We start from the raw sequence: 25,395 nt of genomic DNA, 5'->3' as shown, positions 1-25,395 counted from the left end.
TTTATAACCATCTGAGAGAGGTTTGTTGTAAATGAGTGAAGAACAGGCCCAGCAATTATTGCAACAGATGCAAATGCTTGAATCTTATTTTGGTGAATTATCCCAAAGAGAAGGAACACTGTACAATATTCTTCGAGAAGCAACATCTGCAATAGAGTCTCTTAAATCATTAAAAGAAAAACCGACCTCTGAGACACTTGTTCCACTTGGGATGGGGACTTTTGCTCAGACAAAGATTTCATCTGCTGACAAAATTGTTTTGAACATTGGTGCTGGCATTTCTATGGAAAAGGATGTTGATTCTGCAATAAACTATCTTGAAGCACGACTAAAAGAAATTGAAGTTGCACTACAAGATACATCTGCAAAGAAACAAGATGCATCAATGAGACTTGAACAAGGAAAAGAACAGATGAATCAGTTGATGATGGCATCTAGATCATCTTCAGGTTAAAACAATGTTTGATAAATTACGCAATGCATTTTCTAATGCTGCAAAAAGTCTTGGTGAAAAAGAACTCAATGAAAAAGATATTGAGGATATTTTATTTGAATTAGAAATTTCTCTTATGGAATCTGATGTTGCAAGTGAGGTAATTGATTCTATAAAATCAGACCTAAAAGAGAAATTAATTGGTTCTAAGGTACCAAAAAATGAAATTGAAAAATTTGTCAAAGACAGTTTAATTTCAAGCATATCTGATCTGTTTGATGAAGCAGGAACGATAGACCTTTTTGCAAAAATTGATGAGAAAAAAGATGCAGGTCAGCCTTTTGTTGTTTTGTTTGTTGGAATTAATGGAACTGGAAAAACAACCTCACTTGCCAAAGTTGCATATATGTTATCACAAGCAAAGTATTCAGTAGTGGTTGCAGCAGCTGACACATTTAGAGCAGGTGCAATTGAACAACTACGTGGGCACACAAATAGACTAAATCTAAAACTAGTTGCACAAAATTACAATTCAGATCCTGCTGCAGTAGCAAGAGATGCTGTATTGTATGCAAAATCCCACAAAACTGACTGTGTTTTGATTGATACTGCTGGAAGAATGCAAACAAGCAAAAATCTGATGGAACAAATTGCAAAGATTACCAAAGTTGTAAATCCTGATTTCAAAATTTTTGTTGGCGATTCATTGGCTGGAAATGATACTGTCAATCAAGCAAGAGAGTTTTTTGAACATGTGAAATTTGATGGTTCCATTCTAACAAAGAGTGATGCTGATGCCCGTGGTGGTGCAGCACTGTCTATTGTAAAAATTACCTCTACTCCTGTTCTCTATGTTGGAGTTGGCCAAGAATATCCTGACCTTAAACCGTTTAACAAAGAAACATTCCTAGAAACTGTATTTGGTTCACTAGAGGATGTTGAAATCAAACAAACTCCCTCCAAGGAACCAGAACCAACCAAGGAACCAGAACCAACCAAGGAACCAGAACCAACCAAGGAACCAGAACCAACCAAGGAACCAGAACCAACCAAGGAACCAGAACCAACCAAGGAACCAGAACCAACCAAGGAACCAGAACCAACCAAGGAACCAGAACCAACCAAGGAACCAGAACCAACCAAGGAACCAGAACCAACCAAGGAACCAGAACCAGAACCAACCAAGGAACCAGAACCTGCAAAAGTTGTTGCAAAAAGTGATGATCCGTTTGAGGGAATCAGTGATAATGACATTGCAACTTTTTCAGACCTATATGATATTCCTCCCCCTGAAACTGATGATGAAGCATTCAATCTAGGTGGAAAAATTAGAAAATGGATTGAACAAGGAAGACCAGAACCTGGCGAGTCACCAAAACCAGAACCCGAACCAGAAAAATCAGAACCTGACAAAGAAGAGATTGAAGAGCAAAAACAAGATAAAGAAGAAGAAAAACCTAAAAAGAAACGGGGCTTATTTGGATTCTTCAAGAAATGAAACTCAAAACAAAAAATTTACTCACTTTGGCGGAACTATCCCCAAAAGAATTTGCGCAGTTAATTGATCTTTCAATCAAACTAAAAAAAGAACTAAAAAAAGGAAACAAACCCGTTCTGAAAAACAAAACACTTGCAATGATTTTTCAAAAACCGTCAACTCGAACTCGCGTAAGTTTTGAGGTCGGAATGTTTCAACTAGGTGGTTATGCAATCAATCTCTCATCTGATGATACGCAACTGTCTCGTGGGGAATCTGTCGAAGACACTGCAAAGACTTTATCTAGATACACAAATTGTATCATGGCACGTGTATATGATCATGACTTGCTAGAAAAATTATCTGAACATGCGACAGTTCCTGTGATCAACGGACTCTCAGATACGTTTCACCCGTGTCAGATTCTAGCTGATTTTGTTACAATAAAAGAAAAGAAAGGAAAAATCAAAAATCTAAAAATTGCATGGATTGGCGATGGAAACAATGTTTGTAATTCTATGATTATTGGTTGCGCTTTGGCAGGTTCGGACATCTCAGTTGCAACGCCAAAGGGCTTTGAACCAGACAAAACCGTTGTAAATGAGGCAAACAAATCCATCAAGGTAGTGTTGACTACCGATCCGATCAAAGCAGTTTCTAATGCAGATGTTGTTGTAACTGATACGTTCACATCAATTCATAACCGCGATCCAAAACGAACTAAAAAATTCCTTCCAAAATACCAAGTAAACTCTGCATTGATGAAAAAAGCAAAAAAGAATTCTATCTTCATGCATTGCCTTCCAGCAAAACGGGGAAGTGAAGTCACTGCATCTGTAATTGATGGACCTCAGTCTGTTGTTTGGGATGAAGCAGAAAACCGTCTGCATTCGCAAAAAGCATTATTGGTATCGCTAATTCGCGCTTAACGTATATAAGAGCAGATTCAAACTCGAATCCTATAGATGGCCTATTCAAAAATATTGAGAAGACTTAGGGAAGAGAAGACCAATTACAAGAAAAGAGGCACAATGCTAATGGGCAAGCGTGACTTTATCACTGTAAATATTACTAATGAAAACACCCAAGTCCAAATACTCAAGCCTGGAATGGCAGGAGACAAGGTTATCGCATCAGCACATTCACGTTATTTACTTGATAAAGGCTGGAAGGGTTCAAGAAAGAACGTCCCAGCCGCATATCTTACTGGTTATATTGCAGGAAAGAAGGCACTGGGACAAGGAGCAAAGGATGCTATCTTGTATACTGGTACTAGAAAATACACCCAACGAATGGCAGCAGCACTCAAAGGGGTAGTTGATGCCGGTGTTGAGGTACCTGCAGATGAAGAAACATTTCCACCTGAGGAGAGAATCAACGGTGAACATCTTACAGTAAAAAACGACGTATCAAAAATAAAATCCGCAATTGATGGCGAGGTCAAGTAGATATGAGTCAAGCAACACAAAGTCGTACAGGAGGTCCTGGAGGGCAAGGCCGTGGTGGCGGAGGTCAGAGAAGACCAAGAAGAGAACCAGAAGAAGAGGTTTGGATTCCAAAAACAATTTTAGGTAAAAAAGTAGCAGCAGGTGAAATTACTTCTATTGAAGATATAATCTCACAAGGTCTTAGAATTCAAGAAGCAGGAATTATCAAAAAACTGCTCCCAGACTTGAAAAGCGAAGTAGTTGATGTTGGAATTATTCAAAAGATGACATCAAACGGACAATCAACTAGATTCAAAGCAATCGTAGCTGCAGGAAACGAAAACGGCTATTTGGGAATTGGCCAAGGTAAATCAAAACAAATGAGAATTGCAATTGAAAAAGCAACAAACCAAGCAATGCTTAATGTCAATCCAATCAAGTTAGGGTGCGGCAGTTGGGAATGCAGATGTGATCAAAAACATTCTGTTCCATTCAAGATTAAAGGAAAGGGTGGAAGTGTTACAATTGAAATTATTCCAGCACCACGTGGATTAGGTTTGGTAGCTGGTGGTAAGATTAAACGATTATTGGAATTAGCAGGACTAAAGGATGCCTGGACTACAGCAAAGGGCTCTACTCCTACAATGAACTCAACTTCAAAAGCAATTTTGGCATGTCTACGACAGACATTCAGTCAGGGATGAATGGGAAATGGCAAGTGCATACCTCGTAGTTAGAATCAAAGGGCAAGCAGATGTTCCTCACTGGGCAACAACTACTATGGAACTACTCAAACTAGAAAAGAAATACCGTGCAACAATTCTTCCTGCCAAGGACAACACACTAGGAATGCTAAACAAAATCAAGCACTACATCTCCTGGATTGAACTTGATGCAGGATTGGCAAAAGAACTCTTGGACAAAAAAGGAAGAAAGTCTGGATATCAAAAAATTACATCTGATGATCTTAAAGAATTAGGATTTGCAAGTACTGATGAGCTTGGAAAGGCTCTATCTGAAGGCAAAGCAACTCTTTCAAAATTGAAACCTCTGAAACCCTGGTTTGCATTGGCTCCACCACGATATGGATTCAAACGCAGTACCAAAAGACTGTATGGTCAGAAGGGTGTTCTTGGAGAAAACAAAGATCTTGGAACTTTAGTGAGGAACATGATGTAAGATGGCAACTCGACTAAGAAAAACAAGAAAACTCAGAGGCGGACGTAACATGGGATGGGGCCAAGTTGCTCAACACCGTGCAAGCGGTCACAAAGGTGGTCTTGGAGTTGCTGGTATGATGAAGCATCATTATAGTACTTTGTTAAAAGATGAACCAAATCATTTTGGCCATGAATCTACTCACCCACCTCATCCAAACATTACCAAAAAATGGGCTAGTGTCCGCGATCTAGATGATCTATTCTCAAAATTCGGAAAAGAAGATGGAGGCAAAAAAGTCATTGACCTAGAAGCTGCAGGTATTGAAAAGCTTCTTGGTGGCGGTAAGGCATCAACTGCTTATACTGTCAAAGTGAACCGATTTACCGCATCAGCCGAAGAGAAAATCAAAGCCGTAGGAGGAGAGGTGTTAGATAACAATGGCTGAGGGTACACTAACTAACATTATCAGAAAGGTCGTTTTCAAAGCAGAACCATACCTTCCTCAAGTTCCTAAACCAAAAAAGAAAATCCCCTTATCGACTAGATTGCTTTGGTGTGGAATCGCACTTTTGATCTATATGGTAATGGGACAGACTCCGCTGTTTGGAGCAACAGCACCAGAGTTTGACTTTTTGCAGTTTGCAAGAGTCATCTTTGCATCACAACAAGGAACTCTAGTGGAGCTAGGAATAGGGCCGATAGTAACTGCTGGTCTCTTGATGCAATTGCTTAGGGGTTCTGAGATTTTGAGATTTGACTTCAAAAAACCAGAAGAAAGAGGCATCTTTCAAACTGCTACTAAATTAGTAACTTATGTTGTAATTGTTGCCGAATCAATCGTATACGCAGCAGCAGTCTATGGCCCAGGAGTTCCTGAACCATACGTCTTGTATGTGATGATTGGTCAGTTGATGGCTGCATCGATAATTATCATGTTCTTAGACGAGCTGATACAGAAGGGATGGGGTCTAGGCTCTGGCATCAGTCTGTTTATCATGGCAGGTGTTGCTCAGCAGATTCTATGGAGTATGTTCAGCCCGTTGCCTGCAGGTGATGGTGGAACAATTGGTATTATTCCATATATTGGCCAGTCAATTATGGGCGGTGATCTATCCAACATCTTATTCCGTTCAAACCAACTTCCTAGCATATTCGGGCTTTGTCTTACGGCGGGTATCTTGCTGATACTGGTATTCACACAAGGTATGAAAATTGAGATTCCAATCGTATCTACAAAGTATAGAGGATTCTCTGCAGTTTACCCAATCAAAATGATGTATGTCTCTAACATTCCAGTTATCTTGGCATCTGCACTTACTGCAAATGCTGTATTCATTGGACAGATGTTCTGGGCAAACTTTAACCCGCGAAACAATAATGCGTTTATGAACATTATAGGGCAGTTTGACCCGACAAGTCCTTCGACTCCAATTGGAGGTCTTATCTACTACATCACTCCTCCAAGAGGTCTTGATGTTGCAGCACTAGATCCTGGAAGAGCTGTAGGATATGTTTTGTTTATGATTGGAATTGTTGTTGTCTTTGGTAGACTTTGGGTCGAGCTTGGTGGTTTGTCCCCAAAGAGTGCTGCTCAAAACTTACTTGATGCAGATGTACAAATTCCAGGATTCAGAAGATCAAACAAACCTGTTGAAGCACTGCTAAACAAGTACATTCCATCTGTAACGATAATTGGTTCAATGATTTTGGGTGCATTAGCAGGTGTCTCTGATGTACTGGGAGTATTTGGTTCTGGTATCGGAATTTTACTTATGGTGGATATTCTCATCAACTATTACACTCAACTAGTAAGAGAACAAGTCGAAGTTGTTATGCCACGGCTGGGTGCTTTACTTGGTAGAAAATAAGAAGGTTGTAATGGTAGGAATTCCTGGCGTAGGAAAGACCTCTTTACTAAAACGAGTAGTTGAAATGCTAAAAGAACAAAACAAAACAGTTAACGTTTACAGCTTTGGTACTTTGATGTTTGATGTTGCCAAAGAAAATGGACTAGAAGACCGCGATGATCTAAGAAAACTAGCAGTTACAGAACAACAAAAACTGCAAAAGATTGCAGCTGAGAAACTTGCAAGCATGACTGATGATGTGGTAATCATTGACACTCATGCATTCATCAGCTCCCCTGAAGGATACTATCCGGGATTGCCAGAACATGTTTTAAAAATTATCAAACCCACAAACTTTGTATCTGTTTCAGCAAAACCTGAAGAGATCTATAGCAGAAGAATCAAAGATTTTACTAGAAACAGAGACAAAATCACCCTTGCAAATGTCAAAAAAGAACTTGACTTTCAATCTGGAATAATCTCAGCATGTGCGGTGATTTGTGGTGCTCCAATCAAATACGTGCTCAATAGGGAGGGAAAGATTGATGAAGCAGCAGAAAAGATCATTAATTCATTAGGACTGTAAAAAATGGACGTTAATTTTATCTTCTTATTTCTTGATTCTTTCTTTTACAACCTGGACTCTCTAGTCCTCCAGTTTGACTTTTTTGGAGGAGATAGAGGGGCACTTGGAAGCGACGACCCTATAGTGAAAGGAATGGTTCCAACACTATTTGCAGTTGCCGGGTTTGGAATAATGCTGAACTTGTTTAACTCTGCTGTTAGAAAGAAGATGGTAGATCAAGTCAAGCTAAAAAGAATCATGAAAGAGACACGCGCATTCCAAAAAGAAAGAATGGCAGCAATGAGAGCAAAAGACCAATCAAAGATCAATGAACTCAACAAAAAATCTGCATACATGAACAAGATGTCAATGGAAATGATGCAGATGAATATGAGACCAATGATGATTACATTTGTTCCTTTAATTTTGATTTTCTATTTTGTGTTGCCACATCTGTTTGCATACACAGTTGCAGTTTCTCCAATTCCATTAAATGTCATACCTGGTGACTTTTTCCAACTAACTTGTACTGCTGAACAGGCAGCAGATCCTGAACATGTCTGCCAACAAGAAAATGCATTATTCCTTTGGGCTTGGTATTTTCTTTCATCAATCGCTTTTAGCGGTATAATTATGAAACTAACCAAAACTTCAATGGATCTAGGTTGACAAAATCAATTGTAATTTCTGGCCCTCCTGCAGTCGGAAAAACCACTGTTGCCAAAGGACTAGCCGAAGAATTCAACCTCAAGTATCTTAGTGGTGGTGATGTCCTAAAGGAGATGGCAAAAGAACACGGATTCAATTCTGATGGTGATGACTGGTGGGATACAAAAGAAGGTATGCAGTTTTTATCTCAAAGAGAACAAAACGATGAGTTTGACAAAAAACTAGATGAGAAATTAACCAATCTTTTCAATGAAGGTGGGATGGTAATTACAAGTTACACATTGCCCTGGCTTATCACAGATGGCATCAAAATATGGCTTGAAGGCTCTCATGCAAGCAGCACAAAAAGAATGCAGACCAGAGACAACATGAGCTCAGAGGAGGCATATGAGGTAACAAAGGAAAGATTTGACAAAAACAAAGCATTGTACAAAAAACTATATGATTTTGATTTTGGTGATGACAAGTCAGTTTTTGATGTAATTATTAATACTGATCATCTTACAGCACAACAAGTAATTGATGTTGCAAAAGAAACTGTGAGAAAACTACTATGACGCTAAAACAATTAGAAAACCTAATAGAAATTGATCAAGACATCACAGATGATGCATATGGCACATACTATGACAAAAGAACATTAGAACAGCTTCTGAACTATGGAATCATCCTTCTTGACAAACCTCCGGGCCCTACTAGTCATGAAACGGTTGCTTGGGCAAAACGAATTTTGAAAATTCCAAAGATTGGTCACAGCGGAACACTTGATCCTCAGGTGTCTGGAGTATTGCCGCTCGGATTAGGCGAGGCAACAAAAGCCTTAGGCGTCTTACTGTATGGTCCAAAGGAATATCATGCACTTGGCAGAATCCATTCTCTTCCATCAAAAGAAAAACTCAAAGAAGTTTTAGACATGTTTGTTGGAGAAATATATCAAAAACCACCACAACGTTCTGCTGTTGTTAGAAAAACAAGAACAAGAACTATCTATGAACTAGAAGTATTAGAGCAAAAAGAGAGACTGCTCCTGATGAGAGTTTTGTGTGAGGCAGGAACGTACATTCGAAAATTATACTACGACATTGGTGAAATTTTAGGCCCGGGAGGCACAATGATTGAGCTGAGGAGAACTAGGGTTGATCAATTCCGAGAGACTGATGGACTCGTTACGATGCATGAGCTTGCAGATGCATATGCTCAGTGGGAAGAGAAAAAAGACGACTCTAAACTAATGACGATGATAAAACCAGTTGAGGTTGCACTAAGCGAATTAAAATCAGTTGTAATTCGAGATTCTGCCGTTGATGCATTGTGTCATGGTGCACAGCTTGCAATACCTGGAATCTTGAAAATTTCCCCTAATTTGAAAAAAGGTGACATTGTTGCAATCTATACTCAAAAAGGAGAGGCAGTTGCACTAGCTGAATCTCAAATGTATGAAGAAGAAATCAAAGAGGCAACAAAAGGCTATGCATTTGAGACTAGACGAATAATCATGGCTCCCAACACATATCCAAAAAAATGGAGAACAAAACCTACCCAAAAAGAATAATCTTATTTGAAAAATGCTAGCAAAAAGTCTTGTAATCTTTATTGGCGTAGGTATCTTATCGGGATTCTTTTATGGGATTTATCTGATTGATATTAAAGATCCTAATCAACTAGAATATGAAATCGGACCTTCTCTTTCTGTATTGACTGAAAAATCTGATTACAAAAAAGGCGAACAAATCAAAATAAGAATTGTAAATTCTGGAACTGTTCCACTGATATTTTCAGACGCGTCATATGGCCTAAGGGTTACTGGACTTTCTGGCATGTTGATGTATTCTCCAACATCTACTCAGGTCATTTCTACTCTTGAGCCTTACGAAGAAGTTGAATTTGTTTGGGATCAAATAAAAAATGATGGGGATGCTGCATTGGAGGGATTGTACAAAATTCATGCAGGAGGAATTGATGATCAAGGAAGCAAGATAGAAAGATCAATACCAATCAACATATGGAAATGATCTCATTTTATGTAACATAATATATAATCAAATTTCCCCGAGTTACTTTGTCGTAAGACTGTGCCGGGGTCGCCTAGCCTGGTAGGGCGCGCGCCTGGAAATAATTAACCATAAAGCGCGTTCTCGCAAGGGAACGGGAGTTCAAATCTCCCTCCCGGCGCCATTTTATACTCATATTGTAAATTCCATCAAAACACGTGGGATGAATCATCATAATGCAAAATACACCATAGTGAAATTTTCAGGATGTAAAGCAATATCGCACGTAAATGATCAAACAGGCAGGGTGCTATTCGGCCAATCTCTGCGTGTGTGATTTTGATTTTGCAATTGCATCTGCAAGTTTTTTTTCTAGTCTTTTCACGTCTGATTTAGATAATGTGGGTTTTTGATTTGTGACTATCTTACATTCAACTGTAATTGGAAGTTCTTTTAGATTCGAATATTGCTCATAAGTTAAATTTGCAATTTCTGATTTTTTATCTCCATCAAATCGAAATCTTACTAAAACTGAAGAAAGAGATTTATGTTTCACCATATGTGATTTTATGAAAGTATTACTATAAATTCTTTATCACATATAAAGAAGAATTTTCAAACATGTAATGGACAAATTATATTTGAGTGACCATCTTGTTTGATTTTTGAATCTCTCTTAACACGTTTAGAATTTTGTCCATGTTAAATGGCTTGTGAATAATTGTATTTGCCCCGATATCTTCTAAAGTGGTCACCAAGTCTGATGAAAGATCTCCTGTAACCATGACTACTGTGGATTCTGGTGATTCTTTTTTGATTCTTTTAAGTGCTTCAATCCCGTTAAGTTTTGGCATGTGTACATCCATGAAAACAATAGATGGTGATTTTTGAGAAAACAGGTTAATTGCGTCTACTCCGTTGTATCCTATTCCGAGTATTTCTATTCCCTGTAAACTAAGCAATTCTGAAAATACATCTGCAATATCTGGATCATCGTCTATCACAATTGCAGTTCCCTGCATCATCATTTCCAAATTTGGAAATAATAGTATTTAAAATTATTATCTTCGTGTATCCTGAATAAAATGACACAATCAGAGAAAGAATTGATTTTGTCTGTCATTTACGCATGAATTTCCTATTTTACTATGATGCTGAAAACTATATTGCCAAAATTGGGAATAAACTGTTACTTTTAGTTGTATTACCTTGATTTTACATATATTAATAAACTATTACTAGATACAAAAAACATGGTCGGTTTTGATCATCTTCTTGCAAAGTCATTAAATGAAGTAATAAGAACTCATCTTGGAGATAAGGCCATAAAAAAAATTGAAGATAGGTTATTTGAAAAATTTGGAATTTCTCTTACCCAGTCAATTGAACAATTTGAAAAGTTTGATCTTGTATTACGAGAATTTTTTGGAAAGGGTGCAGATGGTGTTGAAAGAAAAATCTTTGAAGATATTTTTCAAACCAACTCAAAAAAATCCAAAGGCAATTGGCATACAATAAAGTCCTCACAAATCAGCTCTACGATCTTGCAAAATTTTGGCGATCCTGAAAAAAAGAAAATTATAGAATCTGTTTTAGACAAACCAAAAATAATTGCAGATATTTTAGATGATTGCAATTTACCTCAAACTTCGGGATATAGGAAGATTAACAGTCTAATTGATGATGGGTTACTGGTAAGTGTGGGCCAGATAATAAAAGACAATAAAAAAATCAACAAGTATGTTTCTGTAATAAACAATGTCAAGATTAACATAGAGAAAAACAATGTTGTCGTTGAATTGCAGTTAACAGAACATCAGCAACAAAACAGTTCCATACTTCAAACCATTCAACAGTTATAACAAAATTTTTCACAAACTATGTTTTATTGAACATTAAAGAAACATACATCAATGAGTAATTTGTGAGATTTTTATGGGCGAACCTGATGTAGTTCCTGAAATTCTTTCAAACCCGCTTAATCTCTATGTAATAATAGCAATTTTGGTGGCAGGTGCTGCGATATTTACATCAATGCAATTTTTGTCTGAGGATGATGTTGGAATCTTTGCATTCTCACTTTCTGTGGTTTTTGCTGGAGGTGCAGCAGTTGTTGCATTTTTTGTATCTAAACAGTATCAAACAGGCGTGCTGGCAAAAGCCTACTTGTTTCTGGGCTTAGGATTTACCTCTTATGTAACAGCTGAGTTGTTGTATTATTCATTTGAATTGGTTTTCAATATAGAACCATACCCTTCAATTGCCGATGTTTTCTTTTTTGCTTTATACCCTTTAGTTTTAGGACATTTGTTGCTAAACATCCGCTTCTTTAATTCGGGATTTTCAAAAACACAAAAACTTTGGATTCCTGCAATTCCTGTTTTTGCAATTGTAGTCTATGTTACAATGTCTCTTGGTGTTCCAGATGCTGAGGCAAATTTTGACTTTTACTATGGACTGATTTTTGTTAGTGGTGCATCAGTTACCTTGTCTTTTACTATTGTTGGCGCATTGACATTTCGCCAAGGAACGTTGGGTACTGTGTGGTTGCTTTTGGTGATTGGTCTGATGATAAACGCTGCAGGAGATGTATGGTACTATCACCTGGAGATATTTGGAGAATATTCTGATGCACATCCTGTAACCACAGTATGGTTTGTAGCAAACATGTTTGTCATCTATGCACTATGTAAGCACATAAAGACAATCTAGATTGAAACCCATTCAGATTTTGCATCAAACTGTGATTTGTATCTCTTCATTCTTTTTAGGACAAGCTCAGCTGTATTTCTGACACTTTCGTTTTCATCTTTAAGGGATCTCTCGATTGCTGATATTTGATCAGTTGCCCTGATGATCATCAAACACTCTGTTGCCTCATGGCGCACAAGGGGACTTGGATCATAATTTGCAGCATGCGCTAACTCTGGGATTATCCTCCTCATGTTTCTAGCTGCAATTTGATAGCATACTTCGTGACGCACAACATCATTTGGATCGTTTTTTAAAACCCATGCAAACAAATCGGTCATTTTTTCAAACAATGGTCCCTGTAGGTTAACTTCGACAGGAATTTCCCCTCCTAGCCAAACTGCATCCCATCTTTCAGATTCATCCTTTGACGTCTTGAAAATCTCTTCAAGTTTCCTGAATCTCTCTTCTAGTGGTAGCTTTTTTATCGTCTTGTCAAACTCGTCTGGAATATTTACCGTACTCATCTTAATCTATTATGATGATATTCTCATATTATTTCAATTTTTGGAAACATATCAAGTATGAAATTTGTATTATTTCCAAAACTGGTATTAGGATCCTTTACTAGTAATGATCACTATTGTCTAATAATCTTGAATCCAAACATCGGACTTATTTAAAACAGAAATTTACCGTATTATCAAAATTTAGAAATAAAACTGTAGGGGCTGGATTTATTTTTGCAATATTTGCAGCAGCATTTTCTGCTTTACCTAACGTACTTCCAAAATCAATTTTGATTGAACATTCGGTTGATGATACAATAATACCAAATCCTATGATGCTGGTATTTGTAATCTATGTTGCAAACAGCTTGCTTTTTGCCCCTTTTAGAAAATCTTCGAGAAAAACTGACAAGAAAACCGGAAAAACTACTTTTGTTTTATTGATATTGCTGGGACTAGCTGAAGCTTCAGGTACCCTCAGTTACACAGTGGGACTTGAGGAGACAACTGCAACTAATGCATCAATTCTTGTAAACTCTGAAACCGTCTTTGCAATATTGCTCGGAGTTATGATTTTTCGTGAAAAAATCGGAAGACAAGAGATGTTCCCCCTTTTTCTAATTGTAATTGGTTCTATCCTGATTCCTGTTACAACTGATATCTACAATAATGATTGGCAGTTGTCTGATTTTATGATGGGTGATTTTCTAATTGCTCTCTCGGGATTTTTTTATTGTCTTGATACTTTTATTGCAAAAAAACTTGATGATTCCATAAAGACTCGACATCTTGTCCATGTGATGTCTTGTACAGGAGCAGTAATGACATTGGGATTGATGCTGTTATTCCAAATCCCGTTTGATATTTCACTTGAAGAGTTTTCATTAATGTCTGTTGTTGGATTTTTAGGTATTGGTATAACTATGGTGTTTTTTGTTATGGCCTTGAGGTTGATTGGTGCTGTAAGAACTGTTTTGATATATTCTACAACAACTGTCTTTAGTATTGTTTATTCTGTATTGGTCTTGTCTGAAAGCATAACAATTTTGAATATTGTATCTGCTGGAAGTGTTATGTTTGGACTCTTTGTACTTAGAAATAGAATCAGTGCAGATTGAAAACTTGTAACAGGTTTTCTTGACACGAAGAAATTATCCATAACAGGGGTTCGTAATTGCTTTTTGCTGGAAATTACGCCATAATGAAAAATGTAAAACTATTTTCAGCCTTGACAATTGTATTTGTACCTGCAATTGATGCCTTTGCCCAATTTGATATTTCTGCTGAAAACCCTCGAAAAACCAACAAAGACGATGTAAAAGTGATACTAGTTATTCTAAAAAACTATCAAATAAACAACTAGGAAAAGATCTATTGTTTTGATTTCTTATCACAATTCTCACATAATACGGGTTCATTTGTTCTAAAGATCAATTTACAGTCTTTTTCTTTTGCCCCGCATTTGAAACATTCGTCTACTCTTACCATGTTACTAACTCACATTTTTGATTTAAAAAGATTTGAAACTATTTTGATTGTTATTTTGTGATCTCTATAGTTTCAATGTATTTTGCAGCAAATGGTCTTAACAATTTTACAAGTTTTCTGATTGTTACAGTGCTAATGTTGTTCTTCTTTGACAGTTTGGCCATTGAAACATTTTCGCCACATCCTAATGCTGAAATGTAAACTGAAGCCACAGACATTCCAATGGGATTTTTTCCAACATGTATTTTTTCTTTTTTTGCGTCTTCAAATATTCTGTTTGACAACCTTGCAGTTTTTTCACTTAGTTCTACTGCATTTGCTATTTTGGAAATATAGTTTAATTTTGTTGATGTTGTATCTAACTCCAATTTCTGGATTATGCGCCTGATGGTTCGTGAAAGAGTCTTTCTCTTGAGATTTGCTGCCTTTGCAACTTCGTCAATACTTCTTGGTATTCCTGATTGCTTACAAGAAACATAGATTGAAGCTGACAACATAGAATTGATTGAATTTCCACGAATGATTTTTTTTTCTAATGCCTTCCTGTAAATGTACGCTGATTGTTCTTTTGTATTTTCAGGAATGTTTAGTTTGGTTGTAATTGAATCTAGAATTGTGAATGCCTCGACTAGGTTCCTCTCCTTGTAATTTTTCTTACTTCTAGAATCCCATAAACGCAAACGCGAAAAATGTGACTTGTTTTTTGATGGGATAAATCTGCCTGTCGAATCTATGTTTTGCTTGTTAATTATCGATGAATTTCCCATGTCAAACATTGAAATTTTTGATGGTGTGCCTGTTCTTGATTTACTAAAATACTGCTCTTTTGTGTATATTCTTGATTCGTTTGCTCTATCTTCTATTTTGTCTCTTAGAACTTCACCACAAGAACTACAAAAAATCTCCCCTGTGATCTCATCTGTAATCAAAACAACTTTGTTTTCATTACATTTGTGTAAAATTTGATTCATGCTCATTTGACATGCACAAACGTACATGGTGCGTTATCAAAAACTTTGTCGACGGTGCTTTCGCTATACATTTTTTCTGCTGCTGTCCCATGCTTGGTTTTACTCATAGTTATAATGTCCACATCTTGCTTTTTTGCATAATCTACAATTCCTTTTGAAATAACATCACACTTTACAATTTTTGATTTTATTGGAACTTCAAGTTTTTCTGCTTCTTTTTTCAAATTTTCGATTCTTTTTTCTGCATTTTTTTTCTGTTTTTCCATTTTTCTTTTATCTGATTCTAGTTTAAAAAATCCAAATGCTGCCTGATCTTTTATGCATGTAAGAGTAAGTAATTTTGCTTGATGCACTTTTGCTAGTTGTAGTGCATATCTAAACGCTCTTTCACTACTTTTAGTTCCATCATATGGCAATAAAATTTGTTTAATGTCCTGTTTCACAATATAATTTACGTTGAAAATGATATTATAATTTGTAACAATACAAGCTTAAAATCAATAGCATAGCTTACTGATAGTTTTTATGTTGATACTTTCTGAATTTTTGAATTGCTAATTATTGAAACCTCTTCATCAAATTTTTTGTTTGGAATTAACATTACTCTTGAATCATTTAACTCCACCATTGTCTTTGTAAGTCCTATTTGAATTATTTTTCCGTGCTTTCCTTCAAATTCTATATCACTTCCCACGTTAATTCTTCTACCTAGTGCAATACTCATTCCTGATATTGCATTTTGCAGTTTGTTTAGATAAACGAATGTAAAGAATAACAAGATGGCACTAAGTGATGTAACTACCTCAATTGCAGGTGAAAGCATTTTCAATGTTACTGCGAGGTACATTACTTCAGCTATTGCAATTATTATGAAAATTACTCCTGTTGCTTTTCCTGAGCCTAACAACGTTCTGAATTTTGTGAATTCTACTATTTTGATTATGATGAAAATTGATGCTGTGATGAGAATTGAAATTATCGCATAAATTATGTTTGCTTCCATTTCTTAATCTATATAAAAAAACAATAAAACCCTCTTTATCACTCTAACTTGAATTTCATTCTACAAGCTTATTTTCAAATCTTAATTTAAAAAATTGATTTTATTGGTTGAACCCAAATTTAATTATGCCTTGTTTTAGAAAAGACTGTCATAACTTCTCTCCTTGCAAATATTGTCAGAGATTAGGGTTTTTTGATTATGATGAAAACAGGAAAATAAAATCTCTTACAAATTCATAAAAACCTGTTAATTTTTAGAAAAAATCGTTCCTGATTTCCCATTTCTTGTTGATTTTCAATGCCATTATTGATGATTTGTTATACTCTTTGCAGGTGTAGTATGTTCATGACAAAGAACAGGGATCTCGAAGATTATGAACGAAAACGATTAGAAAAGTGGCACATAGGCAGAAAAAATTATTCATAATGTTTACCAAAAACAAGATTAGTGTGTACATCTATGATGACACCATTCTTATAAAAAATCACAATGGCAAAGAAAAGAAATTCCCCCGTTGCGGAATAACTGATGTGGAAATGTTTGTACTTGACATGGCAAAAAAAGGAGAACTCAACGAACTTGTTTAATCCGTACAAAAGCTGAATTTCAATATCTTTGTTGACAAAAGATTAACTAATTATTTTTACAAAAATCATCAATGACAAAAAATGAAGGCATGGTAAAAAACATGGCAGAAAATTTTCAAGATAAAGGACTTGAAGTACTATATGCAAAATGCAATGGATTTCCAGATCCAACAGATGTTCAAGGTGTAAAGCCTGATGTTGTTGGATGGGATCCTCAAAATGAACTATATCATTTGGGAATAGTTGCAGATTCTGAAACAATCACCTATGACTCTACCAAAGAAAAAATAAATACTCTAGCAAAAATGATGATGGGCGTTGGAACTTCAGAAGGAGAGCGATTACCGTTCTACGTCGGAGTCACCAAAGAAGCAAGTACTATTACTGATAAAAAATTACAAGAAAATAATCTGATTTCACAGGGAAACATCGAAAAAATTCTAGTTTAAGGACATGTCTTCAATCACGTTTAGAGAACCATTAGTTACTGATGCTGATTCAATATGGAAACTGGTAAAATCCAACAAACCTCTTGATGAGAACTCAAAATACCTCTATGTTCTATTGTGTGATCAGTTTTCAGATACATGCGTAGTGGCAGAGTCTGATTCTAAAATCATTGGATTTCTTTCAGGATTTATCTCTCCAAAAAAACCAGATACACTCTTTGTTTGGCAGGCCGCAGTTGATGACAAGTTTAGAAATAAAGGGATTGCAAAGGAGCTTGTCTTTAAGGCCTTGTCCCAGACAGAACCTCATATTAGATTTGTAGAGGCTACTGTCACTCCTTCTAACAAGGCATCATTGAAATTTTTACAAAATTTTGCATCTCAACTCGATGCCAACTTTACAAAATCTCCTTTATTCTCAACTGAGATTTTAGGTGATGGACATGAACCTGAGGATCTAGTTAGGATTGGTCCTATTCAAAAAAATCTCTTGGAGGTTACAGCATGAAACAAATCAACGCAATTGAATCTCAGGTAAGATCTTATTGCAGAGCATATCCTGTGATGTTTGATAAAGCTAAAGGCCCTTTCTTGATTGACAAGGATGGGAAAAAGTATTATGACTTTCTTTGTGGTGCTGGATCCCTAAATTATGGACATAACAATCCAATACTCAAAAAAGAGATTATTGACTATTTGAATGAGGATGGAATAACACATAGTCTGGATCTTGCAACAAAATCAAAAGAAGAATTTCTAGATTCCTTTTCAAAAATTATTCTGGCTCCAAGAAATCTAAATTACAAAGTACAGTTTACTGGGCCTACTGGAACCAATGCAGTTGAAGCTGCATTAAAGATTGCAAGAAAGGTAACTGGAAGAACAAACATAATCTCATTTACAAACGGTTTTCATGGTGTTACGTTAGGTTCAGTTGCTGCCACAGGAAACAGTCATCATAGAGGCGGTGCAGGAACATCGCTAAATGATGTGACTTTTATGCCCTATGACGGTTATATGGGTAAAAAAACAAACACAATTGATTATCTAAGACGTGTTCTTGAGGACAATAGTAGTGGCGTTGATCTTCCTGCAGCTGTTATTTTAGAAACAGTTCAAGGTGAAGGAGGTATTAATATTGCTAGTGATAAATGGCTAAAATCATTACAAGACCTTTGCCATGAGTTTGGAATTTTAATAATTATAGATGATATCCAAGTTGGATGTGGCCGAACGGGTACATTTTTCAGCTTTGAAAATGCAGGACTGGAGCCTGACATGGTGGTATTGTCTAAATCTCTGAGTGGTTTTGGATTGCCTTTCTCTCTGCTTTTGCTAAAACCGAATCTTGACAAATGGAAACCTGGTGAGCATAATGGAACCTTTAGAGGAAATAACATGGCTTTTCTTACAGCCAAGACTGCAATTGATTACTTTTGGACAACTCAAGAGTTAGAGGCAGGAATTGCCCTAAAATCAAATATCCTAAAAGATAGGCTGGAAAATATTGCCAAGGAATACATTTCCTCTGAGGTTGAAGTGCGTGGAAAAGGCATGGTTTATGGAATTGATTGTATTTTAGAGGATTTGGCAGGTGCAATAAAACAAAAATGTTTTGAAAATGGATTGATTCTTGAGACATGCGGCTCTGATGACCAAGTTGTAAAACTCCTTCCTGCACTTACAATTACAGAAAATGAATTGCAGGAAGGACTGGATCTCTTAGAGAAAAGTGTCAAACAGGTAATGAACCAGTCTGACTTTCAGAAAAAACTAGAAAATGAGATTGTTGAAAAATGATTGTAAGAAATATTGAGTCCCTTCGTGGAACAGAACGACAAGTGGACTCTAAAAACTGGTCCAGCACCAGACTCATTCTCAATGATGACAATATGGGTTTTTCATTTCATGAAACAATTCTTCATCCTGACACTGAAACAAAAATTTGGTACAAAAACCATCTTGAAGCAGTATATTGTATTGAAGGTATTGGCGAGATAGAAGAAGATGACGGAACAAAACACAAGATAACTCCTGGTACCGTTTATGCATTGAACAAACATGACAAACACATTCTTAGAGCGTTTTCAAAAATGAGGATGATTTGCGTATTCAATCCTGCATTGGTTGGGCCTGAAACTCATGATCAAGAAGGAGTGTATCCGTTACTTACAACAAGGGATAAAAATGTCTAAAAGTAAATTTGAAATGGATTTTTATCCAACAAGGACAAACTCTGAATCCAAAATAATCTCAAGAACTGATCCTGTTGTGTATGATGACTCTTATGATCCTCTTTCCAAAGAACAAGTGGAATTTTTTGAAAAGAATGGTTATCTGATCTTCGAGGATTTGTTTTCTTCTGATGAGGTAGATGCTTTATTTAACGAACTTTTATCGTTGTCTAGCGATGACACAAAAAAGAATATGCCTCAATTTATCTTAGAAGAGACACAACGAGATGTACGTTCAATTTTTGAAATTCATAAAATCAGTAAACTTTATGGTAGACTTTGCAGAGACAAGAGAATTTTAAAGATAACCCAACAACTCTTGGGAAGCAGAGTCTACATTCACCAATCGCGAGTAAATCTAAAGCCCGGATTTGACGGCAAAGAGTTCTACTGGCATTCAGACTTTGAAACCTGGCACTCTGAAGATGGTATGCCTAACATGCGTGCCGTATCGTGCTCAATTAGCCTTACTAAAAATTACGAGTTTAATGGACCTTTGATGGTAATTCCAGGTTCTCACAAGGAGTTTGTATCGTGTAGTGGTAAAACCCCTGATGAGCATTACAAACAATCACTGAAAAGGCAAGAGATAGGCACCCCTGATAAGGAAATATTGCAAAAAATGGTTGACAAAAGTGAGATTATATCTGCAAAAGGCGGTGCAGGCTCTGTGATCTTTTTTGATTGTAATATTATGCATGGCTCTAACGGAAACATCACTCCGTATCCCAGAAGCAACGCATTTTTTGTTTACAATAGCATTCACAATAAACTAGTTGAACCCTTCTGTGGCTTGAATCCGAGACCTGACTATATTGCAGAAAGAGAACCTGTTCCTCTAGATCCTGTTGAAAATTTTTTGGATTCATAGCCTGATGTGTAAAACTTCCAAAAATTCACATTAAACTTCTATACAATCACAAAAATAATATAAAATCAATAAACTTTGCAATAATATAATCCAAAAAATCAAAAATATTGAAAGAAATTTTTTCTAAAGTGTTTTTAATGGTGAGGACAGTTGGTAAGTATGATTAATTTTGAAAATACTTCTGCAGAATTTCTAGAATTAGCAAGTGAGGTCAGGCTTAAGATTTTGTTTGAACTTGTTGAAAAACCCTCTAGGATAACTACTCTTGCAAAAAAATTTAATGTGTCTGCACAAGAAATTCATCGAAATTTTGAACGTATGGTAAATACTGGCTTAATATCAAAACAAAAAGACAACAATTATGGTTTAACAACTTTTGGAAGAGCAATGTGCACTCAAATTCATTCCGTATCTTATCTTTCTCAAAATAAAAAATACTTCTCAAATCATGGATTTGGAAACCTTTCGCCAAAATTTCTTAGAAGGATAGGTGATCTTAGCAACTCTGAAGAAATCACAGGTGTGGCCAAAGTGCTTGAAACTTGGAAGAAAATATATCGCTCAGCAGACGAATACATCTTCAATGTATTAGATGAGACTCCTCTTGATCTTATTGAATTGATGATAAAACGCGTAAAACGAGGCACTAAATACCGCCATATAATATCTGAAAATGCTTCTATCCCAAAGGGAAGAAAGAAACTACTTGAAAAATCTGGATTTTACCCACTACTTGAATCTGAAAAAATCCAGAGACGTATGCTAAATTCTGTGCAAGTATCTGTAATTCTTAATGAAAATTCTGCTGCATTGATGTTTCCTGACCTGACTGGAAAACCCGATCTTCGTTCAATGTTTTACAGTAAAGACGAGTCATTTCATGAATGGTGTTTGGATTACTTTAAGCACTGTTGGAATATCTCTGACCCATTTAAGGAATTTAAATTAAAAGAATAAGATGAAAATCAATTCCAAAGCTGAATAGGTGCTATATTGTCTGCCCTTCTATATGGTATGTGGAAAAACTATTCGAACCTGATAAATCGTATCTCTCATGTGAAAGAAACATCAAAAAATACCTTCAATCCCTATCTGATTCTCAACTGAAGATTTTCTTTGATAACATAGAATATACGCCCTTTCCAATACTGTTGAATAAAGAATACAAGAGAAGATTCAAGAAAAAAAGTAAATAAAGTAATTTTGTATTGCAGATTTTTGGTAGAATCTAAACTGTCTAGATCTGGAACAACATCCATAACATCTCCTACGAATTCACTGAGAAATTATAGGAATTGTTCAAATACAAAGAGAATTGATTGCACATGATGTCAAAGAGAAAAGAAATTTTACGCCATTTGAATATTGATCCTGATGGCGATGAAGGCGATTCTGAATGATGCCGCCTAAATATGAGTGATTTTTGTATTTTAAAATATTGTAAAAAGTTTTTTTGAAAAGTAAAGCAATCAGAAAATTAGATTGCTATTCTTCTCTTGCTTTGTCGTGAGTCCAATAATATGCGATTTTTGATGGAATTAACCAAAATTTCTTAGATCCTCCATCAATTTCTACCAGATCTGATGAATCATCAAACTTTGTATTGTGTTTATGAAGCTCAAACTTTTCACCAGTATCTGACATTACCATCAACTCACCTTTTTCTTCAACTAGTTGTTGAAGTTGTTGTAATTTTGTCATACTGTAATTTAGACGTAAAATCACTTTAATCCTAATACATAATCTAGCTGAAATTAAACACCTTAGTTTATGAGATGTTATTATTCATGATTGCTGAATTTACTTATGAACAAATTTGCATTGCTGGTTGGAATTGCAGCGACCCTTGCAGTTACAGGTGGTCTTGCAGCATATGCATCCTTTGAATCTGGTGTTGATGTGCCTACCCAGATAGATGCAAAGAATCTGATTTCAGATTTTTCAAAAGATCTTGAAAATACTGAATTAGATTATGGCCAGCTTGAAAAACATGAAGGTGCATACACTCCATAATCTAATTTTTTCTTTCTGAATTTCTATTATGATGACAAATGTTAAAATCATAGCAACAGAGAACGGACCTCTGCTCGTAGAAGTGGATGGAAAGACCACAGTAACATTGTGCAGATGTGGAAGATCACAAACTCAACCTAGTTGTGATGGGACTCATGCCAAAATAGGATTCAAAGCACCCTCATCTGAAATCAAGGTTACTGAATAATTCTCTTTTTTTATAACCACTACCTTGTGTTCTAATGAGTACTTGAAACTTAAGACCAAAAACGGTTAGTTACTTGGTGACAGTTCCAATTACTCCTGTTTTCATAATTTGCTATTTAGGGAATTCTAATGATTGATATGAACGAATCATTCGTTTTCCTTTTATCTAAAATTATACAATTAAAATCAAATAGGTAGGTGGGGGGAATTATCCCAGACCGCCCTCACACCATCTATTCACTAAAAATCTGACCAGTCAAATTAAAACATCTTTTTCAGAAAAATCTGGCTTTTTCTTTGGAACATCTGGAATCTTAAATGCATCAAGATATGCCAGATACTTTGGTATTGACTCATTGTGCCCTATGGCAATCAATATCCTATCATTATGCTTGATTTCGTACCCTGAAATATCTGAATCGTATTTTTTCCTATTTACAAAAACTACCAATTCTTCACCTTGTCTTGTACATATGTCTCTGATTGTTCCTCTTGTTCCGTAATCTTCTATGGTGACACAGTCATCAGAAATTGTTATTCCAATTGATGCAAACAACATTTCAAGTGGAACATTTGTTGCATGTTTGTGAATTGTCACTGGGTTGTTGTTCTCAAAATGAATGTATTTGCTTGTAAGTTGGAATTGAGGTAACCCAAAGTTCAGTTGTTCTCCATCAATTACCAGCAAAATTGCAGCATGGGCGTGGTCGCTTCCGTACTCCCCCACGTTGAATTTTTCCACCAATATCTCTTCAGGATCCAAAACTATTGCATTTTGAATAATATTGGAATCTATCTCGTTTTGATTCAAAAAATAGTATGAAAAAAACACTGATGATACAATGACTAATCCTATTATCATGATCCAAATTCCCTTGCTTTTTTGCTTGGGAATGCGTGTTTCTTCAAAATGTATTGCATTGCTTTCCTCATAACGACCTGGAAGGCTGTAATCCGAATCAAAATCAATTGGAAGTGTTTTTTTATCGTCAGACAATTGCTTTTCTAAAATATTTATTCTATAAATTTCAATTAAACATTCAAAATGTTTCTTTATTTTTTATCTGATTGTTTTATTAGCTAGAAAAACAATGGAATTACCATGAAAGCATCTGATCTGCTGGTAAAGTGTCTTGAAAATGAAGGCGTAGAATACATTTTTGGAATTCCAGGCGAGGAAAACATTGATTTAATGATGTCATTAGTAAATTCAAAAATTAAATTTATTCTGACAAGACATGAGCAAGGTGCTGCATTTATGGCAGATGTCTATGGACGACTAACAAACAAGTCTGGAGTGTGTCTTGCAACTCTTGGACCTGGTGCAACAAATCTTGCAACTGGTGTGGCAAATGCAAACATGGACCGCTCAAGACTGATTGCAATTACGGGTCAAACTGATTCTCATCTATTGCACAAAGAGTCTCATCAAAACCTCAATGTCGTAAAGATGTTTGAGCCAATCACAAAGTGGAGCTGGTCAATACGAAACCCTCAAAATATCCCCGAGATAGTTAGACGTGCATTCAAAATTGCATTGACTGAAAAACCAGGAGCTGCCCACATTGAACTACCGCAAGATATTGCAAAAAAAGACTCGCTTATTCCTCCCATTACTCCTCAAAAAATTGTTCGGTCTGAGGCAAACCCTGAGGATATTCGTGAAGCATCAGAACTAATCCTCAAAGCAAAAAAACCAATAATTATTGTTGGTAATGGTTGTGCAAGAGAAGATGCAAGTAAACAAATTAGAAATTTTGTAAAGAAAACAAAAATCTTCTCAATAAACACATTCATGGGAAAGGGCGTAATTCCAGACAACTATGAGACACATCTGCAAACAATTGGAATAAAAGATGCAGATCATGCATTAAAGGCAGTCCTAGAGGCAGATGTTGTAATTTCAGTTGGATATGATCTTGTAGAATATACTCCAAAAAACTGGAATTCGAATTTAGATAAAAAAATTATTCACATAGACTTTACACCGTCAGAAGTTTACACATATTATCGCCCTGATGTTGAAATTGTATCTGATATTGGACTTGCAATAGATGCGATATCTGATGATATTGAAAAACTCCAAAACGGTGATTCTTCTTACGAATCATATCCTAGAAAAGAAATATCTGAAGTTTTTCCAAAGGTTCGCTCTGAAGTGCTTGACAGAATCAACGCATTCAAAGATGACAATTCCTATCCCATAAAACCTGAAAAATTGGTCAACGATGTACGAAACAAACTAGATCATGATGATATTTTATTATCTGATGTAGGCTCTCACAAGCTTTGGATTTCAAAAATATATCAGACATATGAGCCAAACACTTGTCTTATTGCAAACGGATTTGCCTCTATGGGATTTGCATTGCCTGGTGCAATTGCTGCCAAAATTATTCATCCTCAAAAAAATATTGTGGCCATGACTGGGGATGGTGGGTTTTTGATGAATGTGCAGGAAATTGAGACTGCTGTTAGACTAAAACTCCCAATTATTGTAGTAATATGGGTGGATAATGATCTAAATCTAATCTCACTAAAGGAGACAAATGAATTTGGAAAAAGTGTCTATACTAATTTTGGAAATCCTGAATTTGTAAAACTAGCAGAAAGTTTTGGTGCGGTGGGATATTATGTAAAATCAACGCAAGAATTTTCTGAAAAACTAGATGCTGCAAAATCTGTAATTGACAGGCCTGTAATTATTGCAGTTGATGTGGATTATTCAAGAAATGCTGTTTTACTAAATGATGATTTTGGGCCATATGTTAACTCATTGCATGAGAAAAAACCATAGTGATT

General features: G+C 36.0%; 35 protein-coding genes and 1 tRNA gene. 28 read left to right on the top strand and 8 right to left on the bottom strand.

The window, feature by feature from the left end; translation table 11 throughout:
- Nucleotides 1–31 precede the first annotated feature (31 nt).
- The 14 genes from pfdA (at nt 32) to NsoK4_RS06520 (ending at nt 9,754) form a co-directional block, all read left to right on the top strand.
- On the top strand, nt 32–454 hold the full coding sequence (gene pfdA / locus NsoK4_RS06585; protein WP_211686328.1) for a prefoldin subunit alpha: 423 nt from the start codon (nt 32–34) through the stop codon (nt 452–454).
- A 4-nt stretch (nt 455–458) separates the two neighbouring features.
- Complete coding sequence (gene ftsY, locus NsoK4_RS06580; protein ID WP_211686326.1) at nt 459–1,931, top strand: signal recognition particle-docking protein FtsY; 1,473 nt, start codon at nt 459–461, stop codon at nt 1,929–1,931.
- Nucleotides 1,932–1,957: 26 nt separating this feature from the next.
- A complete protein-coding gene (gene argF / locus NsoK4_RS06575) occupies nt 1,958–2,839 on the top strand; it encodes an ornithine carbamoyltransferase (protein ID WP_249111022.1) in 882 nt (293 codons plus the stop codon).
- Nucleotides 2,840–2,875: 36 nt separating this feature from the next.
- The gene (locus NsoK4_RS06570; protein WP_211686322.1) at nt 2,876–3,358 is read left to right on the top strand and encodes a 50S ribosomal protein L18; all 483 of its coding nucleotides are present in this window, start codon (nt 2,876–2,878) and stop codon (nt 3,356–3,358) included.
- Nucleotides 3,359–3,360: 2 nt separating this feature from the next.
- Entirely contained in the window at nt 3,361–4,041 is a 681-nt protein-coding gene (locus NsoK4_RS06565; protein WP_211686320.1) for a 30S ribosomal protein S5, read from the top strand.
- A 7-nt stretch (nt 4,042–4,048) separates the two neighbouring features.
- Nucleotides 4,049–4,516 carry a 50S ribosomal protein L30 gene (locus tag NsoK4_RS06560; RefSeq protein ID WP_211686318.1) on the top strand — a complete coding sequence of 156 codons (468 nt, stop codon included), beginning with the start codon at nt 4,049–4,051 and terminating at the stop codon, nt 4,514–4,516.
- Nucleotide 4,517: 1 nt separating this feature from the next.
- Nucleotides 4,518–4,943: an uL15 family ribosomal protein gene (locus NsoK4_RS06555; protein ID WP_211686316.1), complete on the top strand. Its 426-nt coding sequence runs from the start codon at nt 4,518–4,520 to the stop codon at nt 4,941–4,943.
- Entirely contained in the window at nt 4,936–6,366 is a 1,431-nt protein-coding gene (secY, locus tag NsoK4_RS06550) for a preprotein translocase subunit SecY (protein ID WP_211686315.1), read from the top strand. The genes NsoK4_RS06555 and secY overlap by 8 nt, the downstream gene beginning before the upstream one ends.
- On the top strand, nt 6,344–6,931 hold the full coding sequence (locus NsoK4_RS06545) for an adenylate kinase (RefSeq protein WP_249111020.1): 588 nt from the start codon (nt 6,344–6,346) through the stop codon (nt 6,929–6,931). Before secY ends, NsoK4_RS06545 begins: the two co-directional genes overlap by 23 nt.
- A gap of 3 nt (nt 6,932–6,934) precedes the next feature.
- Nucleotides 6,935–7,579, top strand: a complete 645-nt coding sequence (locus NsoK4_RS06540; RefSeq protein WP_211686311.1) for an EMC3/TMCO1 family protein — start codon at nt 6,935–6,937, stop codon at nt 7,577–7,579.
- Nucleotides 7,576–8,136: an AAA family ATPase gene (locus NsoK4_RS06535; protein WP_211686309.1), complete on the top strand. Its 561-nt coding sequence runs from the start codon at nt 7,576–7,578 to the stop codon at nt 8,134–8,136. Before NsoK4_RS06540 ends, NsoK4_RS06535 begins: the two co-directional genes overlap by 4 nt.
- A complete protein-coding gene (locus NsoK4_RS06530; RefSeq protein WP_211686307.1) occupies nt 8,133–9,131 on the top strand; it encodes an RNA-guided pseudouridylation complex pseudouridine synthase subunit Cbf5 in 999 nt (332 codons plus the stop codon). The genes NsoK4_RS06535 and NsoK4_RS06530 overlap by 4 nt, the downstream gene beginning before the upstream one ends.
- 13 nt (nt 9,132–9,144) lie before the next feature.
- Nucleotides 9,145–9,591: a hypothetical protein gene (locus NsoK4_RS06525; protein WP_211686304.1), complete on the top strand. Its 447-nt coding sequence runs from the start codon at nt 9,145–9,147 to the stop codon at nt 9,589–9,591.
- Nucleotides 9,592–9,653: 62 nt separating this feature from the next.
- A tRNA-Ser gene (locus NsoK4_RS06520) sits at nt 9,654–9,754 on the top strand.
- A gap of 126 nt (nt 9,755–9,880) precedes the next feature.
- Here the strand turns inward: NsoK4_RS06520 and NsoK4_RS06515 are convergent.
- Both NsoK4_RS06515 and NsoK4_RS06510 read right to left on the bottom strand, forming a co-directional pair.
- Nucleotides 9,881–10,129, bottom strand: coding sequence for a hypothetical protein (locus tag NsoK4_RS06515; protein WP_211686302.1), 249 nt, complete (start codon nt 10,127–10,129; stop codon nt 9,881–9,883).
- Between the two features lie 76 nt (nt 10,130–10,205).
- Nucleotides 10,206–10,598 (bottom strand): response regulator, encoded by a 393-nt coding sequence (locus NsoK4_RS06510; protein WP_211686300.1) that lies wholly within the window; start codon nt 10,596–10,598, stop codon nt 10,206–10,208.
- A 225-nt stretch (nt 10,599–10,823) separates the two neighbouring features.
- Here NsoK4_RS06510 and NsoK4_RS06505 point away from each other — a divergent pair, with 225 nt between their 5' ends.
- Nucleotides 10,824–11,432: a hypothetical protein gene (locus NsoK4_RS06505; protein ID WP_211686298.1), complete on the top strand. Its 609-nt coding sequence runs from the start codon at nt 10,824–10,826 to the stop codon at nt 11,430–11,432.
- 73 nt (nt 11,433–11,505) lie between these two features.
- Nucleotides 11,506–12,282, top strand: a complete 777-nt coding sequence (locus NsoK4_RS06500) for a histidine kinase (RefSeq protein ID WP_211686297.1) — start codon at nt 11,506–11,508, stop codon at nt 12,280–12,282.
- Here NsoK4_RS06500 and NsoK4_RS06495 read toward each other — a convergent pair.
- Nucleotides 12,279–12,788, bottom strand: a complete 510-nt coding sequence (locus tag NsoK4_RS06495; RefSeq protein ID WP_211686295.1) for a HEAT repeat domain-containing protein — start codon at nt 12,786–12,788, stop codon at nt 12,279–12,281. The two genes, NsoK4_RS06500 and NsoK4_RS06495, sit on opposite strands and share 4 nt — an antisense overlap.
- 116 nt (nt 12,789–12,904) lie before the next feature.
- On the opposite strand from NsoK4_RS06495, the gene NsoK4_RS06490 reads away from it, so the two are divergent.
- Nucleotides 12,905–13,888, top strand: coding sequence for a DMT family transporter (locus NsoK4_RS06490; protein WP_211686293.1), 984 nt, complete (start codon nt 12,905–12,907; stop codon nt 13,886–13,888).
- A gap of 83 nt (nt 13,889–13,971) precedes the next feature.
- Complete coding sequence (locus NsoK4_RS06485) at nt 13,972–14,133, top strand: hypothetical protein (protein WP_211686291.1); 162 nt, start codon at nt 13,972–13,974, stop codon at nt 14,131–14,133.
- A 175-nt stretch (nt 14,134–14,308) separates the two neighbouring features.
- Here NsoK4_RS06485 and NsoK4_RS06480 read toward each other — a convergent pair whose 3' ends face one another.
- The 3 genes from NsoK4_RS06480 to NsoK4_RS06470 all read right to left on the bottom strand — a co-directional run bounded on the left by NsoK4_RS06480 (nt 14,309) and on the right by NsoK4_RS06470 (nt 16,232).
- Complete coding sequence (locus NsoK4_RS06480) at nt 14,309–15,229, bottom strand: transcription initiation factor IIB family protein (RefSeq protein ID WP_211686289.1); 921 nt, start codon at nt 15,227–15,229, stop codon at nt 14,309–14,311.
- Nucleotides 15,230–15,231: 2 nt separating this feature from the next.
- Nucleotides 15,232–15,672, bottom strand: coding sequence for a universal stress protein (locus tag NsoK4_RS06475; protein WP_211686287.1), 441 nt, complete (start codon nt 15,670–15,672; stop codon nt 15,232–15,234).
- Between the two features lie 80 nt (nt 15,673–15,752).
- On the bottom strand, nt 15,753–16,232 hold the full coding sequence (locus NsoK4_RS06470; RefSeq protein ID WP_211686286.1) for a mechanosensitive ion channel domain-containing protein: 480 nt from the start codon (nt 16,230–16,232) through the stop codon (nt 15,753–15,755).
- Between the two features lie 425 nt (nt 16,233–16,657).
- Between NsoK4_RS06470 and NsoK4_RS06465 the strand changes: the two genes are divergently transcribed.
- From NsoK4_RS06465 to NsoK4_RS06435, 7 genes are all read left to right on the top strand, one after another.
- The gene (locus NsoK4_RS06465) at nt 16,658–16,819 is read left to right on the top strand and encodes a hypothetical protein (protein WP_211686284.1); all 162 of its coding nucleotides are present in this window, start codon (nt 16,658–16,660) and stop codon (nt 16,817–16,819) included.
- Nucleotides 16,820–16,890: 71 nt separating this feature from the next.
- Nucleotides 16,891–17,268 (top strand): hypothetical protein, encoded by a 378-nt coding sequence (locus tag NsoK4_RS06460; protein WP_211686282.1) that lies wholly within the window; start codon nt 16,891–16,893, stop codon nt 17,266–17,268.
- Between the two features lie 4 nt (nt 17,269–17,272).
- On the top strand, nt 17,273–17,776 hold the full coding sequence (ectA, locus tag NsoK4_RS06455) for a diaminobutyrate acetyltransferase (RefSeq protein WP_211686280.1): 504 nt from the start codon (nt 17,273–17,275) through the stop codon (nt 17,774–17,776).
- Nucleotides 17,773–19,068, top strand: coding sequence for a diaminobutyrate--2-oxoglutarate transaminase (gene ectB / locus NsoK4_RS06450; RefSeq protein WP_211686278.1), 1,296 nt, complete (start codon nt 17,773–17,775; stop codon nt 19,066–19,068). The genes ectA and ectB overlap by 4 nt, the downstream gene beginning before the upstream one ends.
- Nucleotides 19,065–19,463: an ectoine synthase gene (locus NsoK4_RS06445; protein ID WP_211686276.1), complete on the top strand. Its 399-nt coding sequence runs from the start codon at nt 19,065–19,067 to the stop codon at nt 19,461–19,463. The genes ectB and NsoK4_RS06445 overlap by 4 nt, the downstream gene beginning before the upstream one ends.
- Nucleotides 19,456–20,373: an ectoine hydroxylase gene (gene thpD, locus NsoK4_RS06440; protein WP_211686274.1), complete on the top strand. Its 918-nt coding sequence runs from the start codon at nt 19,456–19,458 to the stop codon at nt 20,371–20,373. The genes NsoK4_RS06445 and thpD overlap by 8 nt, the downstream gene beginning before the upstream one ends.
- 159 nt (nt 20,374–20,532) lie before the next feature.
- Nucleotides 20,533–21,330 (top strand): winged helix-turn-helix domain-containing protein, encoded by a 798-nt coding sequence (locus NsoK4_RS06435; protein ID WP_211688979.1) that lies wholly within the window; start codon nt 20,533–20,535, stop codon nt 21,328–21,330.
- Nucleotides 21,331–21,858: 528 nt separating this feature from the next.
- On the opposite strand, the gene NsoK4_RS06430 is transcribed toward NsoK4_RS06435, so the two are convergent.
- Complete coding sequence (locus tag NsoK4_RS06430; RefSeq protein ID WP_211686272.1) at nt 21,859–22,074, bottom strand: hypothetical protein; 216 nt, start codon at nt 22,072–22,074, stop codon at nt 21,859–21,861.
- Nucleotides 22,075–22,179: 105 nt separating this feature from the next.
- On the opposite strand from NsoK4_RS06430, the gene NsoK4_RS06425 reads away from it, so the two are divergent.
- Both NsoK4_RS06425 and NsoK4_RS06420 read left to right on the top strand, forming a co-directional pair.
- Nucleotides 22,180–22,386, top strand: coding sequence for a hypothetical protein (locus NsoK4_RS06425; protein WP_211686270.1), 207 nt, complete (start codon nt 22,180–22,182; stop codon nt 22,384–22,386).
- Nucleotides 22,387–22,414: 28 nt separating this feature from the next.
- Nucleotides 22,415–22,594, top strand: coding sequence for a CDGSH iron-sulfur domain-containing protein (locus tag NsoK4_RS06420; protein WP_371815997.1), 180 nt, complete (start codon nt 22,415–22,417; stop codon nt 22,592–22,594).
- 255 nt (nt 22,595–22,849) lie between these two features.
- On the opposite strand, the gene NsoK4_RS06415 is transcribed toward NsoK4_RS06420, so the two are convergent.
- The gene (locus NsoK4_RS06415; RefSeq protein ID WP_211686268.1) at nt 22,850–23,590 is read right to left on the bottom strand and encodes a hypothetical protein; all 741 of its coding nucleotides are present in this window, start codon (nt 23,588–23,590) and stop codon (nt 22,850–22,852) included.
- A gap of 105 nt (nt 23,591–23,695) precedes the next feature.
- On the opposite strand from NsoK4_RS06415, the gene NsoK4_RS06410 reads away from it, so the two are divergent.
- Nucleotides 23,696–25,390: an acetolactate synthase large subunit gene (locus NsoK4_RS06410; protein WP_211686266.1), complete on the top strand. Its 1,695-nt coding sequence runs from the start codon at nt 23,696–23,698 to the stop codon at nt 25,388–25,390.
- Nucleotides 25,391–25,395 lie beyond the last annotated feature (5 nt).

Source organism: Nitrosopumilus sp. K4 (assembly GCF_018128925.1).
GTDB lineage: Archaea > Thermoproteota > Nitrososphaeria > Nitrososphaerales > Nitrosopumilaceae > HKST03.
Note: the sequence above shows the minus strand (reverse complement) of the source record. Positions and strands in the feature narration are given on the sequence as shown.